Origin of the sequence: Streptomyces sp. NPDC087263, from assembly GCF_044744645.1 — a bacterium.
In the GTDB taxonomy this organism is placed as follows: Bacteria; Actinomycetota; Actinomycetes; order Streptomycetales; family Streptomycetaceae; genus Streptomyces.
On the sequence record NZ_JBIUYT010000001.1, the window covers coordinates 173,173 to 187,782 of the forward strand.

A 14,610-nucleotide genomic window follows, 5' to 3' on the forward strand; every position below is an offset into this window, starting at 1 on the left:
ACGGCATACGACGTGTGCGCGTCCCATATGGAGATCACCACTATGAGCCAGCGGAACAGCAAGGCCGCGAAGACGGCGGCCCGTGAGCGCCTGCGCGTCGAGCGCGAGCGTCAGGCCAAGCGCGACAAGGTCAAGCGCCAGGTCATCGTCGCCTTCTCCATTGTCGGCGTCCTCGCGATAGCCGGCGGCATCAGCTACGCGGTCGTGCAGGGCAACAAGCCCGGCTACTGGGAGGCCGCGAAGGACGACAAGCTCGTCAAGCCGGCCAACACCACGGGCACGGACGGCACGACGGTCGTCATCGGCAAGAGCACGGCCAAGAAGACCCTTCAGATGTACGAGGACCCGCGCTGCCCGGTCTGCGCCCAGTTCGAGCAGACCGTCGGCGCGACCGTCGACAAGGGCGTCGACGACGGCGAGTACAAGATCCAGTACATCGGCGCCACGTTCCTCGACAACAGCCTGAGCGGTGAGGGCTCCAAGAACGCGCTCAGTGCCATGGGCGCCGCGCTGAACGTCAGCCCCGACGCCTTCCTCGCGTACAAGACCGCCCTGTACTCGACGAAGTACCACCCCGAGGAGACCGACGACAAGTTCAAGAACGACTCGTACCTGATCGAGGTGGCGGACACCGTCCCGGCGCTGAAGGACAACACCAAGTTCCAGACGGCCGTCAAGGACGGCACCTACGACAAGTGGGCGCTGGACATGTCCGCCAAGTTCGACGACAGCGGGGTGAAGGGCACGCCGACCCTGAAGATGGACGGCAAGACCCTCACCGGTTCCGACGGCCAGAACGCGCCGATGACGGTGGCCGACTTCACCACGGCGATCGACGCGGCGCTCAAGGCCTGACGAGTCCGGCAGGCCCAGGACCTGAACAGGGTCCTGCCCTCCCGTGACTTGAACAGGACTGGCCCTCCCAGGGCCTGAACAGGGCTGGGCCTCCCATGACTTGACGGGTCCAGCAGTCGAAGGGCGGGCGAACTTTCGGAGTTCGCCCGCTCTCGCCTTGTACTCGCCGGTAACCTGCTCGCTCGTGACCAGTCGCTTCAGATCATCCGACTCCTCGGGCGCCGTCAACTCCCGCGCCCCGCGCCGCCGTACGGTCGTGAAGGCCGCGGCCGCCACCGCCGTCCTCGCGGCTCCGCTCGCGGCCTCCCTTCCCGCACGCGCCGCCACCGAAGCCCCGGCCTTCCTGCACGGTGTCGCCTCCGGCGATCCGCTGCCCGACGGCATTCTGCTGTGGACCCGGGTGACGCCCACCGCCGAGGCGGTACCCGGCTCCGGGCTCGGCCCGGACACCGAGGTGAGCTGGACCGTCGCCACGGACAAGGCGTTCGGCTCGATCGTCGCCAAGGGTTCGACCACCGTGTCGGCCGCCTCCGACCACACCGTGAAGGCGGACATCCGCGGCCTGCGGCCGGCCACCGACTACTGGTTCCGCTTCTCCGCCGGCGGCACCGACTCGCCCGCCGCCCGCACCCGCACCGCCCCGGCGGCCGACGCCGTCGTGACCGGCCTGCGCTTCGGCGTGGTCTCCTGTGCCAACTGGGAGGCGGGCTACTTCTCCTCGTACCGCCATCTCGCGGCGCGCGGCGACCTGGACGCCTGGCTGCACCTCGGCGACTACATCTACGAGTACGCGTCCGGCGATTACGGCACCCGCGACACCGTCGTACGCCCGCACGCCCCCGCAAACGAGATCACCACCCTCGCCGACTACCGCACCCGGCACGGGCGTTACAAGACCGATCCCGACCTCCAGACTCTGCACGCCGCGGCCCCGGTCGTCGCCATCTGGGACGACCACGAGTTCGCCAACGACGCATGGTCGGGCGGCGCCGAGAACCACACCGAGGGCGCCGAGGGCACCTGGACGGCGCGTCAGGCAGCCGCGAAGCAGGCCTACTTCGAGTGGATGCCGGTCCGCCCGGCGATCGCGGGCACCACCTACCGCCGCCTCCGTTTCGGCAAGCTCGCCGACCTGTCACTGCTGGACCTGCGCTCGTTCCGCTCCCAGCAGGCGGCCGTCGGCAGCGGCTCGGTCGACGACCCGAACCGTACGCTCACGGGCCGGGCCCAGCTCGACTGGCTGAAGTCGGGACTCAAGGCCTCGGACACCACCTGGCGCCTGGTCGGCAACTCGGTGATGATCTCGCCGTTCGCCATCGGCTCGCTCGCCGCCGACCTTCTCAGGCCGCTCGCCGAGCTGCTCGGCCTCCCCAAGGAGGGCCTGGCCCTCAACACCGACCAGTGGGACGGCTACACGGACGACCGCCGCGAGATCCTGGCCCACCTGCGGTCCCACGCGATCCGCAACACCGTGTTCCTGACCGGCGACATCCACATGGCCTGGGCGAACGACGTGCCGGTCGACGCCGGTACGTACCCGCTGTCCGCCTCCGCCGCCACCGAGTTCGTCGTCACCTCGGTCACCTCCGACAACCTCGACGACATCCTCAAGGTCCCCGAGGGCAGCGTCTCGGCGATCGCCGCGCCGATCATCCGCGTCGCCAACCGGCATGTCCACTGGGTCGACACCGACCGCCACGGCTACGGCGTCCTGGACATCACCGCCGACCGCGCGCAGATGGACTACTACGTGCTCTCCGACCGCACGAAGGCGGACGCGACCTCGTCCTGGGCCCGTTCCTACCGCACGCGCAGCGGCACGCAGAAGGTGGAGCGGACGTACGACCCGGTGTGAGGGCCCCAAGTATGAGGGTCCCAAGTGTGACGGGTCCCAAGTGTGAAGGGTCCAAGGACCCGTTGCAGAAAGACCCGTTACAGACTGTCGAGGAAGCCGAGCGCCACCTTCCAGGTGGCCTCGGCGGCCTCCGCGTCGTAGTCGGGCAGGTCGGGGTCGGTGTACAGGTGCCCGGCACCCGCGTACCGATAGACCTCCACATCGGCCCCGGCTCTGCGCATCTGCAGATACCAGGAGCTCAGCCAGTCGTCCGTCTCGAACGCGTCGGGCTCGGCGACATGCAGCTGGACGGACAGCTCGTCCACCGACGCGCTCTCCGCGATGTCCGACGTGCCGTGCAGAAGCAGCAGTCCGCGGGCCTTCTCGTCGCCGAGCGCGAGGGTCTGCGCGATGGAGGCGCCGAGCGAGAATCCCGCGTACACCACACCGCGGTCCGAGTAGGGCGCGGCGGCCAGGACCGCGCGTCTGAGCAGCTCGTCCTTGCCGATCCCGTCGTTGAAGGCCATGCCCTCCTCCACGGTCTCGAAGGTGCGCCCCTCGAAGAGGTCGGGAGTCCACACCTCGTGGCCCGCCGCACGCAGCCGGTCCGCCGCGGCGTGCACCGCCGGCCGGAGCCCGTAGGTCGAGTGAAAGAGCATGATGTTCATGAGCCCCATGGTGCCAGCCCCCACTGACAACGCCTGATCAGGCCAGTACCGACGACGATCGGGCCAGTACCGGCGCCGCAGTACCCCGGACCCGGCCAAGTACACGTGTTCATTGGCCCCCGGGGCCGGTTACGGTCTCAGGCATGGAGAACGTACTGCGCCCTCTGATCGTCCTCGGCGGCTCGGTCGTGCTCACGCTGCTCATCGGGTGGGCCGTGGACATCACGCTGCGACGGGCCGACGCCCGGCACGGCGAGACCGGGCTGTGGGGCCTGCTCCGCCGTGCCCGTATCCCCTTCCAGCTCGTGCTGTGCATGGCCCTGCTGAGAGGCTCGTACGCCCAGGCCCAGATCGCCCGCGACAACTCGGCCGGCGTCGGCCGGATCCTGTCGCTGATCCTCATCGGGTCCACCGCCTGGCTGGTCGTGCGGATCGCGGCGGCGATCGTCGAGACCTCGTACTCGCGCTACGCCAACGCCCACCACGACCCGGCGCGGGTCCGCCGGGTGCGGACGCAGGTGACCCTGATCCAACGCGTGGTCTCCGCCATCGTGGGCGTGGTGGCGGTCGCCGCGATGCTGCTCACGTTCCCGGCGATGCGCGCGGCCGGTGCCTCCCTGCTGGCCTCGGCCGGCATCCTCGGCATCGTCGCCGGTGTCGCTGCCCAGTCGACGCTCGCCAACATGTTCGCGGGGCTGCAGATCGCCTTCGGCGACATGGTGCGCCTCGGCGACACGGTCGTGGTGGACGGCGAGTGGGGCACGGTCGACGAGATCACCCTGACGTTCCTGACGGTACGGACCTGGGACGATCGCCGGATCACGATGCCGGTCTCGTACTTCGTCTCCAAGCCCTTCGAGAACTGGTCCCGCGGCAGCACCCAGATGACCGGCATCATCTTCTTCCAACTCGACCACTCCGCACCCGTGGAGGCGATGCGCGAGCAGCTGCGGGACATCCTGCGCGCGTGCCCGGCCTGGGACGGCCGCGACTACGGGCTGGCCGTCACTGACTCGACACCCAACACCATGGAGGTACGCGCCCTGGTCACCGCCAAGGACGCGGACGACATCTGGACGGTACGGGTCACGGTCCGCGAACGGATGATCCGCTGGCTGACCGAGAAACACCCTTACGCGCTCCCCCGCGTCAACACGGCAGACGCCACGCTCCCCCCGGGCCACACCAACGGCACGCCCCCACGCCCGAACCGCGACCGAGCCACCGAGCCCCCGAGGACGGGCCCGGGCAGAGGCTGACGTCCTGGGTTCAATGCCCGCGCTCCGCACCACCGTTGACCTGTACGACCTGCGCGGTGACATGTCCGGCGCCCGGCGACGCCAGCCAGTGCAGCGTCGCGGCGATGTCCCCGGGCGTCCCCGCGCGCTTCGTCGAGGTCTCCCCGACGAGCCGCTCCCGCCGCGCCCCTTCGATCTCTCCGCCGAAGAACTCGGTGTCCTCGACATAGCCGGGCGCCACCACGTTCACGGTGATCCCGCGTGGTCCCAACTCCCGTGCCAGATCGAAGGCGTACGGGTGCAACGCGGCCTTCGACGCCGCGTACGCGCCGCTCCCGGAACCCCGGTAGGCGGCGATGGAACTGAGAAACAGCACCCGCCCGCCGGGCGAGGCCAGCCGCTCCCGCAGGGCCTCGGTGAGCAGCACTGCGGTCAGCGTGTTCACCCTGAAATTGACGGTCCAGTTGTGCGCGACGGCTTCGAGCGGGTCTTCGCTGTCGACCCCGGGTTCCAGGATCCCGCTGCCACCGGCACTGTGAATCAGTACGTCCACGGTGCCGAGCTCGGCGGCCACGAACTCGGCGACGCCGCGCACGCCACGCGGATCGCTCAGGTCGGCCGCAAAGCTGAGCGCCCCCGGCACCCCGGCCTTCTCCAGGACCTCCGCCCGTCGCCCGAGCACCAGCACCCGGTCCCCGTCCGAGGCGAACGCCTGCGCCGCCGCGAGCCCAATTCCCGTACCGCCACCACTGATCACCACGTTGCGCGCCATGATCCGATCGTACGAACCCGCAGCCGCCGACGACATGGGTCCCGCACAGGAGACTGAACTTGTCATCAGGGCAGAAGCGGGCGGTACGCAGGTGGGAGACGGTCCGCTCAGGCCCCACACAGTGTCACCGTAGGCTGCGCACATCCAGGTGCCGCAGTACCCGGTCCACGATCTCCGGGTCCGCCCCCGGCTCGCTCCGTGCGGACAGCACCTCGTGTCGGGCCGCGCTCATCATCTCGCCCTGGATCCGGCGGAATCTCTTGACCCGCCGGACCCGCTGCTCGTGCCCCTCGCGCCGCTCGCCCTCTCCCAGGTCCGGGCTGATGCGCAGTCCGATGTCGAGCGCGCGCCGCCGCAGCTGTTCGGACACCTCGTCCGGCAGCTCCTCCACCCCCTCGATCTCCTTCAGCCTCCCGCGCGCCGCCCTCGCCGCCCGTACCGCGAGCTCTCTCTCGAAGGCCTTCTCGGCCTTGGTGTCGGAGCGCACGCCGAGCCTCTTGACGATCCAGGGCAGCGTCAGCCCCTGCACCACCAGCGTCGCCATGATCACGCCGAACGCGATGAACACGATCTCGTCCCGGTCGGGGAAGGCCGAACCGTCGTCCGTCTTCAGCGGGATCGCCAGGGCGAGGGCCACGGAGGCGACCCCTCGCATCCCCGCCCACCACATCACGACGGTCTCCCGCCAGGAGATCGGGATGTCCTCGTCGTAGTCCCGCTTGGCGTGCAGCCGCCGCGTCAGCCAGGTCGCCGGCAACAGCCACGCGAGGCGTACGAACACGACGACGGCGACGATGGCCGCGGCCCAGCCCAGCATCTCCTCCCACCGCCCCGACGCCGTCCTGATCGCGTTGTGCAGTTCGAGTCCGATCAGCCCGAACGCGACCCCGGTGACCAGGGTGTCCACCACGTCCCAGAACGACTGCCCGGCGAGCCGGATCAGGACGTCGTCGGCATCGGTGGCGTACTCCGCGAGGAACAGGGCCGTGGTGAGCACCGCGAGCACCCCGGACCCGTGCAGCTCCTCGGCCAGTACGTAGGAGGCGAACGGCACGAGCAGGGTCAGACCGATGTGCAGCGTGGCGTCGTCGAGCAGGCCCATCAGCTTGTTCGTGCCCCAGCCGAGGGCGAACCCCACGGCGAGCGCGATGACGGCGGACAGCACGAAGTCGAGGCCGGCCCGCCAGGGCGAGAAGGACCCGCTGACGGCTGCGGCGATCGCGACGTGGTACAGCACGATGGCCGTCACGTCGTTGAAGAGACCCTCGCCCTCCAGGGTCGACACCAGTCGTCGTGGCAGCCCGAGTTGTCCCGCGACGGCGGTCGCCGCGACCGGGTCGGGCGGCGCCACGAGGGCGCCGAGCGCGACGGCGGCGGCGATCGGCAGCCCGGGCACGATCGCGCTCGCGACCGTGGCCACCGCCGCGGTGGTGACGAACACCAGCGCCACGGCCAGCAGGAAGATCGGGCGCTTGTTGGCCGCGAACTGTCTCCACGACGTGCGCCGCACGGAGGCGTAGAGCAGCGGCGGCAACAGCGCGGGCAGGATCAGGTCCGGCGGGATGTCCACATTGGGCACGAAGTCGAGCACGGCGAGGACGATCCCGAGAAGTGTCATCAGCACCGGCGCGGGCAGCCCCAGCCGGTCCCCCACCGGGACACTCAGCACGGCCCCGAGCAACAGCGCGAACAACAGGGCCAACTGATCCACGTCAACGCTCCGGCAGGGTCTGGGCGATCAGGGAAGATCCAGACCCCAGCGTGCCACGCGCCTACGACAAACCGTCGGCGACAGCCGCTCGGCCCCGCCTCAGAGTGCTTTGCGCATCGCCCGGTGCGCGATCCCGGCGTCCGGGAACTCCGCACCGTACGCCACGTACCCGAGCTGCTCGTAGAAGCCGAGGGCGCGGGTCTGCGCGTGCAGATCCACCGCGGCCAGTCCACGCGCGCGTGCCGCGTCCTCGATGGCGCGCACGAGCGCGGCGCCGACGCCGAGCCCGCGCTCCTCCCGCGTCACCGCGAGCCGCCCGAGCGAACCGACCGTCAGGTCGCCGTCGGTCCTCGAGGCGGCTGCCTCGCCGTACAGGAGGCGTCCCGTACCGAGCGGCACCCCGTCCTCACGGACGGCCAGCACATGCAGGGCCCCCTCGTCGTACGCGTCGAACTCGGCGTCCTCGGGCACACCCTGCTCGCCGACGAAGACCTCCTTGCGCACCGCGAAGCACGCCTCACGGTCGGAGGCGTCGCCGACGACCCGCACCTCGTGGGAGGCACTCACGCGTAGCTCTCCTCACGCACCTTGTCGAGCGCCTGCTGAAGGTCCTCGGGGTAGCCGCTCTCGAACTCCACCCACTGGCCGTCACCGGGGTGCTCGAAGCCGAGCCGCACCGCGTGCAGCCACTGCCGGGTGAGACCGAGCCGCTTGGAGAGGGTCGGGTCCGCGCCGTACGTCAGGTCGCCGACACAGGGGTGCCGGTGGGCTGCCATGTGGACGCGGATCTGATGCGTGCGCCCCGTCTCCAGCTTGATGTCGAGGAGGCTGGCGGAGCGGAACGCCTCGATGAGGTCGTAGTGCGTGACCGACGGCTTGCCCTCCGCTGTCACAGCCCACTTGTAGTCGTGGTTCGGGTGGCGTCCGATCGGGGCGTCGATCGTGCCGCTCATCGGGTCCGGGTGGCCCTGGACCAGCGAGTGGTAGCGCTTGTCGACGACGCGCTCCTTGAACTGACGCTTCAGCGAGGTGTAGGCGCGCTCCGACTTGGCCACGGCCATCAGGCCCGAGGTGCCGACGTCGAGCCGGTGCACGATGCCCTGGCGCTCGGCGGCACCGGAGGTCGAGATCCGGTAGCCCGCGGCGGCCAGGCCGCCGATGACGGTGGTCCCGGTCCAGCCGGGGCTCGGGTGCGCGGCGACACCGACCGGCTTCATGATCACGACGATGTCGTCGTCGTCGTGAACGATCTCCATGCCCTCGACGGGCTCGGCGACGATCTGCACCGGCGCGGGGGCCTGCGGCATCTCCACTTCCAGCCAGGCGCCGCCGTGCACGCGCTCGGACTTGCCGACCACCGAGCCGTCGACCGTGACCTTCCCCGCGGCGGCGAGCTCTGCGGCCTTCGTGCGGGAGAAGCCGAACATCCGGGAGATGGCGGCGTCGACACGCTCGCCCTCCAGGCCGTCGGGCACGGGCAGGTTGCGGATCTCGGGAACGGTGCTCACCCGTCGAGTATGCCGGACGGGTCCGACACCGCCCGACCACAGCCCGAACATCAGTGCCCTTGAGCAGCGCCGCAGACCGGGCTCAGTCCTTGTGGACGGTCCCGTCCGGGTCGAGGCCACGGAAGGACAGCAGCACGATCAGGATGCCGCCGCAGACGATGGCCGAGTCGGCCAGGTTGAAGACCGCGAAGTGCTTGGGCGCGATGAAGTCGACGACCGCTCCCTCGAAGACGCCCGGCGAGCGGAAGATCCGGTCGGTCAGGTTCCCGAGCGCGCCACCCAGCAGCAAGCCGAGCGCGATCGCCCAGGGCAGGCTGTACAGCTTGCGCGCGAGCCTGGCGATCACCACAATCACGGCAACCGCGATCACCGTGAAAATGATGGTGAAGGCCTCACCGAGTCCGAAGGCCGCGCCCGCGTTGCGGATCGCCTCGAACTTCAGCCAGTCCCCGATGATCTCGATCGAGTTGTGGTGCTCCAGCTTCGCGACCACGATCATCTTGCTGACGAGGTCGAGGACGTACGCCAGGGCGGCGACCGTGAACAGCACGGCGATCTTTCGCTTGCCCTTCGGCCGCTCGGCCGGGATCCCGCTCTCGTCCGCATCGGAGCGCTCGGCCGGGTCCTGTGACCCCTCCACGCCGGAGCGCCCGTCCGTGGCTGACTCATCCTGGGCCGACCCGTCCGAGCCGGACCGCTCGCCCGACGCCGCGTTCTCGTCGGACTGCTCCGGCCCGGACCCCGCCGCCCCTGGGATGTCCGGCGTACCGATGATGCGCTCCACCTCTGCCACGTGAGTCCCTCAACCTAGGTTCCTGACTGAGGACGAGGGTACGACACACCCTCTGACGCCCCTGTGCTCAGGAGCCCTCCCGCGCCGCTCAGTAGCGGCGCTCCTGCTTCTGCTTGCACTCGACACACAGGGTGGCGCGCGGGAAGGCCTGCATCCGCGCCTTGCCGATCGCGTTGCCGCAGTTCTCGCAGAGTCCGTACGTGCCCGCTTCGAGGCGCTCCAGCGCCCGCTGGGTCTGCTCCAGCATCTCGCGTGCGTTGGCGTTGAGCGCCATCTCGGACTCGCGCGTGATGTTCTTCGTGCCGGTGTCCGCCTGGTCGTCGCCCGCGCCGTCCCCGGAGTCCCGCATCAGGCCCGCGAGCGCCTCCTCCGACGACGAGATCTCTGAGCTCAGCCGCAACGCCTCGGACTGGAGCTCCGCGCGCGCCTCCGCGACCTCGTCCGGGGTCCAGGGGTCCTCGCCGGGGCGCACCGCGAGCCCGCCGGGCTCCACCACCGCGGAGACCCGCGCCTTGGGAACCGCGCGGGGCTTCTTGGCCGCCGTGGCCGTTCCAGGAGTCTTCTTCGCAACCACCGTCGTGGCTCCCGTCGTCTTCGCGGCCTGGGCCGCGCCCTGGGCCGCGGACGCGACCGCCTTCTTGGCCGTACTGCTGGTGCTCTTCCTGCTGGTGCTCTTCCTGGCGGCGCGCTTCGCAGCGGCCTTCTTCGTACCGGCCTTCGGAGGCGCCGGCTCCTCCGGAGTGGCCTCCGCCACCGCGGCCTTCTTCCCGACGGCCTTTTTGGCCACCGCCTTCTTGGCGGCGGTCTTCTTGGCCGAAGCCTTCCTAGCAGCCGTCTCCGAAACAGCTGCCTTCGAAGCACCCGTCTCCGAGGCACCCGTCTCCGAAGCAGTCGACTTCGAAGCCGACCCCTTAGGGGCGGCCGTCTTCGCAGGCGCCGCCGCAGAGGTGGCGGCCGCCTTGCCGGAAGCCGCCTTCCCCGTTGCCGCCTCGGACACCTCGGACACCTCGGACGCCCGGGACGCCCTAGACGCCGCCTTCGCGGCCCTCCCGGGGGCGTTCTTCACCGGCTTGGAGGCGGTGGTCCCGCCCTCCGCCGGTGCCCCCTGCGCGCTCTTCTTCCCACTCACATCCTTGGCCGCCGGACCCGTGGATCTGCCGGACGCCGACTGCTGTACGGCGGTCTTCTTCGCCACCATGGCCGCGGCCCCTTCACATATTGTGATCTTGCTCGCGAATCGTGCTGGGACGATAAATCGACTTCCGACCCGCGGCAACGCAGCGCACCAGCAATTTGCCCGCCCCGCGGGTCCCGCACGACAAGCCTTCAAGCGTTGTGCCCAGCTCCCCGCCCGGTAATCCGCCGAGTCCGGTGTCCCAGGATCCGGACGTCGCCACCTCGCCATTCGGGTCACTTCGCAGGCCACCGGGCCTCGCCGGAAAACCGGTCGGGCACTGTCCTTGCGGCGCCGTACACTGGGCGGAGCGAGAAGCATGGATGGGGACGAGTAGCGGCGTAAGCGGCCAGGAGCGACCCGGGGGCGGTGGAAGCCCGGGGGCGAGCGCGACGCGAAGATCACCCCGGAGCCGCCGGAAGAAAGCCGCAGCCCAGCTGTCAAGGCCAGTAGACCCGGTATCGCAACCCCAATGAGGGGGCTCACCGGCGCACACAGGGCGCCGGAGGGCCAAGGAGGGTGGTACCGCGGGAGCGCGCCGCACACGGCGTCCGCAGCGGCTGCAAGGCAGCCGCACAGGCTCTCGTCCCTCCGACGGAAGGCAGCAAGTCCGTTGGAGGAAGCTCGCTGATGACAGCGCCGACGTACCGCCAGGTGCCCGCCCAGGTCGACCTGCCCGCCCTTGAGCACGCCGTGCTCGACTTGTGGCGCGAGCAGAAGATCTTCGCCAAGACCCTGGACCAGTCCGAGGGCCGCCCCGAGTGGGTGTTCTACGAGGGCCCGCCCACGGCCAACGGCATGCCGGGCGCCCACCACATCGAGGCGCGCGTCTTCAAGGACGTCTTCCCCCGGTTCCGCACCATGCGCGGCTACCACGTGGGCCGCAAGGCCGGCTGGGACTGCCACGGCCTCCCGGTGGAGCTGGCCGTCGAGAAGGAACTGGGCTTCACCGACAAGCAGGACATCGAGGCGTACGGCATCGCCGAGTTCAACGCCAAGTGCCGCGAGTCCGTGACCCGCCACACCGACGCCTTCGCCGAGCTCACGACCCGCATGGGGTACTGGACCGACCTCGACGACCCGTACCGCACGATGGACCCCGAGTACATCGAGTCGGTCTGGTGGTCGCTCAAGGAGATCTTCAACAAGGGGCTGCTGGTCCAGGACTACCGCGTCGCCCCCTGGTGCCCGCGCGACCAGACGGGCCTGTCCGACCACGAGCTGGCGCAGGGCTACGAGACCGTCGTCGACCCCTCCGTGTACGTCCGTTTCCCGCTCACCTCCGGTCCGCTGGCCGGCCGCGCCGCGCTCCTGGTCTGGACGACGACCCCTTGGACGCTGGTCTCCAACACCGCGGTCGCCACGCGCCCCGACGTCACCTACGTCGTCGCGACCGACGGCGAGGAGCAACTGGTCGTCGCCGAGCCGCTCCTCGCCAAGGCGCTCGGCGAGGGCTGGGAGACCACCGGCGAGACCTTCACCGGTGCCGAGATGGAGCGCTGGACGTATCAACGTCCGTTCGAGCTCGTGGAGTTCCCGGAGCCCGCGCACTACGTGGTGAACGCCGAGTACGTGACGACCGAGGACGGCACAGGTCTGGTCCACCAGTCCCCCGCCTTCGGTGAGGAGGACCTCAAGGTCTGCCGCGCGTACGGGCTGCCGGTGGTGAACCCGGTCCGTCCGAACGGCACGTTCGCCGAGGACGTACCGCTGGTAGGCGGCGTCTTCTTCAAGAAGGCGGACGAAAAGCTCACCGAGGACCTCAAGGACCGCGGTCTGCTCTTCAAGCACGTGCCGTACGAGCACAGTTACCCGCACTGCTGGCGCTGCCACACCGCGCTCCTCTACTACGCGCAGCCCTCCTGGTACATCCGCACCACGGCCGTCAAGGACCGCCTCCTCCAGGAGAACGAGAACACCAACTGGTTCCCGGAGACCGTCAAGCACGGCCGGTACGGCGACTGGCTGAACAACAACATCGACTGGGCGCTGTCCCGCAGTCGTTACTGGGGCACCCCGCTGCCGATCTGGCGGTGCACGGAGGACCACCTCACCGTCGTGGGCTCCCGCGCGGAGCTGACCGAACTGACCGGCACCGACCAGTCGGAGCTGGACCCGCACCGCCCGTTCATCGACGCGGTCACGTTCCCGTGCCCCCGGTGCGCCGAGACCGCGACCCGCGTACCCGAGGTCATCGACGCCTGGTACGACTCCGGTTCGATGCCGTTCGCGCAGTGGGGCTACCCGCACAAGAACAAGGAACTGTTCGAGTCCCGCTACCCGGCGCAGTTCATCTCCGAGGCCATCGACCAGACCCGCGGCTGGTTCTACACGCTGATGGCCGTCGGCACCCTGGTCTTCGACAAGTCGTCGTACGAGAACGTGGTCTGCCTCGGGCACATCCTCGCCGAGGACGGCCGCAAGATGTCCAAGCACCTGGGCAACACCCTGGACCCGATCCCGCTGATGGACCGGCACGGCGCGGACGCGGTGCGCTGGTTCATGGCGGCCGGCGGCTCCCCGTGGGCGGCACGCCGCGTGGGCCACGGCACCATCCAGGAGGTCGTCCGCAAGACGCTCCTCACGTACTGGAACACGGTCGCCTTCCAGGCCCTGTACGCGCGGACGTCCGGCTGGGCACCGAGCGAGGCGGATCCGGCCCCGGCCGACCGCCCGGCCCTCGACCGCTGGCTCCTCTCCGAACTCCACGCGCTCACCGACCAGGTGACGCAGGCCCTTGAGGCGTACGACACCCAGCGCGCCGGAAAGCTCCTGTCGGCGTTCGTCGACGACCTGTCCAACTGGTACGTACGCCGCTCCCGTCGCCGCTTCTGGCAGGGCGACAAGGCGGCGCTGCGCACCCTGCACGAGGTCGTCGAGACGGTCACGCGTCTGATGGCCCCGCTGACCCCGTTCATCACCGAGCGGGTCTGGCAGGACCTGGTGGTGCCGGTCACGCCCAGCGCCCCCGAGTCCGTGCATCTGTCCGCCTGGCCGGAGGCGGACCTGTCCGTCATCGACCCGGAACTGTCCAGGCAGATGGTGCTCGTACGCCGTCTCGTGGAGCTGGGCCGCGCCACCCGTGCGGAGTCGGGTGTCAAGACCCGTCAGCCGCTGTCCCGCGCGCTGGTCGCGGCGACGGGCTTCGAGACCCTGGACCCCGAGTTGCACGCGCAGATCACCGAAGAGCTGAACGTGAGCTCGCTGGCCTCCCTGAGCGAGGTGGGCGGCTCGCTGGTCGACACCACGGCCAAGGCGAACTTCCGCGCCCTGGGCAAGCGCTTCGGCAAGGGCGTCCAGGCGGTGGCGAAGGCTGTCGCGGAGGCCGATGCCGCCGCCCTCTCCCTCGCCCTGCGCGCGGGGACGGCCTCGGTCGAGGTCGACGGTGAGACGGTGACGCTGGCCCCGGACGAGGTGATCATCACGGAGACCCCGCGCGAGGGCTGGTCGGTGGCGTCCGACTCCGGCGCGACCGTCGCTCTCGACCTGGAGATCACCGAGGAACTGCGCCAGGCGGGCCTCGCCCGTGACGCGATCCGCCTCATCCAGGAAGCCCGCAAGAACAGCGGCCTCGACGTGGCCGACCGCATCGCACTCCGCTGGACCTCCACGGACCCGAAGGTCATCGCGGCGCTCGCCGAGCACTCCTCCCTCATCGCCGACGAGGTCCTCGCCACGGACTTCACCCAGGCCGAGGCGGACGACACCTACGGCACCCCGTTCACCGACGAACCCCTGTCCCTGACCTTCCGCCTCCGCAAGGCGTAAGGGGTTCTCACCCCGTCCGGCGCTGGGGATCTTTCACCCCGTCCGGCGCCGGAGATCTTTCACCCGGTCCGGCGCTGGAGATCTTTCAGCCCGTCCGGCGTTTGAGGACGAGGCCGTTCAGGCCGACAGCGGGGGTCTGGGGGCGGCAGCCCCCAGGACCAAGGGACGGGCAGGGGCGGAGGGGGCGAACAACCCCCACACCCACCCCCACAACGCGCGCAAGCAAGAAGGCCCGGGACCACCAGAACGAAAGTTCGTGGTGGTCCCGGGCCTTAGCCATCACATCCCG

At 69.9% G+C, this 14,610-nt stretch carries 11 protein-coding genes; 4 read left to right on the forward strand and 7 right to left on the reverse strand.

All coding sequences use genetic code 11. The features are described from left to right. Window positions 1-42: 42 nt before the first annotated feature. Complete coding sequence (locus ACIPC1_RS00805; RefSeq protein ID WP_402512135.1) at window positions 43-855, forward strand: thioredoxin domain-containing protein; 813 nt, start codon at window positions 43-45, stop codon at window positions 853-855. Window positions 856-1,039: 184 nt separating this feature from the next. Beyond that, complete coding sequence (locus ACIPC1_RS00810) at window positions 1,040-2,710, forward strand: alkaline phosphatase D family protein (RefSeq protein WP_402512136.1); 1,671 nt, start codon at window positions 1,040-1,042, stop codon at window positions 2,708-2,710. A 77-nt stretch (window positions 2,711-2,787) separates the two neighbouring features. Here the strand turns inward: ACIPC1_RS00810 and ACIPC1_RS00815 are convergent, their stop codons facing one another. Further along, complete coding sequence (locus ACIPC1_RS00815) at window positions 2,788-3,357, reverse strand: dienelactone hydrolase family protein (protein ID WP_385738493.1); 570 nt, start codon at window positions 3,355-3,357, stop codon at window positions 2,788-2,790. Between the two features lie 143 nt (window positions 3,358-3,500). Between ACIPC1_RS00815 and ACIPC1_RS00820 the strand changes: the two genes are divergently transcribed. Further along, on the forward strand, window positions 3,501-4,616 hold the full coding sequence (locus ACIPC1_RS00820) for a mechanosensitive ion channel family protein (protein ID WP_402512139.1): 1,116 nt from the start codon (window positions 3,501-3,503) through the stop codon (window positions 4,614-4,616). 10 nt (window positions 4,617-4,626) lie between these two features. Here the strand turns inward: ACIPC1_RS00820 and ACIPC1_RS00825 are convergent, their stop codons facing one another. From ACIPC1_RS00825 to ACIPC1_RS00850, 6 genes are all read right to left on the reverse strand, one after another. Beyond that, a complete protein-coding gene (locus ACIPC1_RS00825; RefSeq protein ID WP_402512140.1) occupies window positions 4,627-5,367 on the reverse strand; it encodes an SDR family NAD(P)-dependent oxidoreductase in 741 nt (246 codons plus the stop codon). Window positions 5,368-5,491: 124 nt separating this feature from the next. Continuing rightward, window positions 5,492-7,078, reverse strand: coding sequence for a Na+/H+ antiporter (locus tag ACIPC1_RS00830; RefSeq protein WP_402512142.1), 1,587 nt, complete (start codon window positions 7,076-7,078; stop codon window positions 5,492-5,494). Between the two features lie 99 nt (window positions 7,079-7,177). Beyond that, on the reverse strand, window positions 7,178-7,645 hold the full coding sequence (locus ACIPC1_RS00835) for a GNAT family N-acetyltransferase (protein ID WP_402512144.1): 468 nt from the start codon (window positions 7,643-7,645) through the stop codon (window positions 7,178-7,180). Next, window positions 7,642-8,586: an RluA family pseudouridine synthase gene (locus ACIPC1_RS00840; RefSeq protein ID WP_402512146.1), complete on the reverse strand. Its 945-nt coding sequence runs from the start codon at window positions 8,584-8,586 to the stop codon at window positions 7,642-7,644. Before ACIPC1_RS00840 ends, ACIPC1_RS00835 begins: the two co-directional genes overlap by 4 nt. 82 nt (window positions 8,587-8,668) lie before the next feature. Next, the gene (gene lspA / locus ACIPC1_RS00845) at window positions 8,669-9,379 is read right to left on the reverse strand and encodes a signal peptidase II (protein WP_402512148.1); all 711 of its coding nucleotides are present in this window, start codon (window positions 9,377-9,379) and stop codon (window positions 8,669-8,671) included. A gap of 88 nt (window positions 9,380-9,467) precedes the next feature. After that, window positions 9,468-10,577: a TraR/DksA family transcriptional regulator gene (locus ACIPC1_RS00850; protein ID WP_402512150.1), complete on the reverse strand. Its 1,110-nt coding sequence runs from the start codon at window positions 10,575-10,577 to the stop codon at window positions 9,468-9,470. A 606-nt stretch (window positions 10,578-11,183) separates the two neighbouring features. On the opposite strand from ACIPC1_RS00850, the gene ileS reads away from it, so the two are divergent. Continuing rightward, a complete protein-coding gene (ileS, locus tag ACIPC1_RS00855) occupies window positions 11,184-14,321 on the forward strand; it encodes an isoleucine--tRNA ligase (protein WP_402512151.1) in 3,138 nt (1,045 codons plus the stop codon). Window positions 14,322-14,610: the final 289 nt, after the last annotated feature.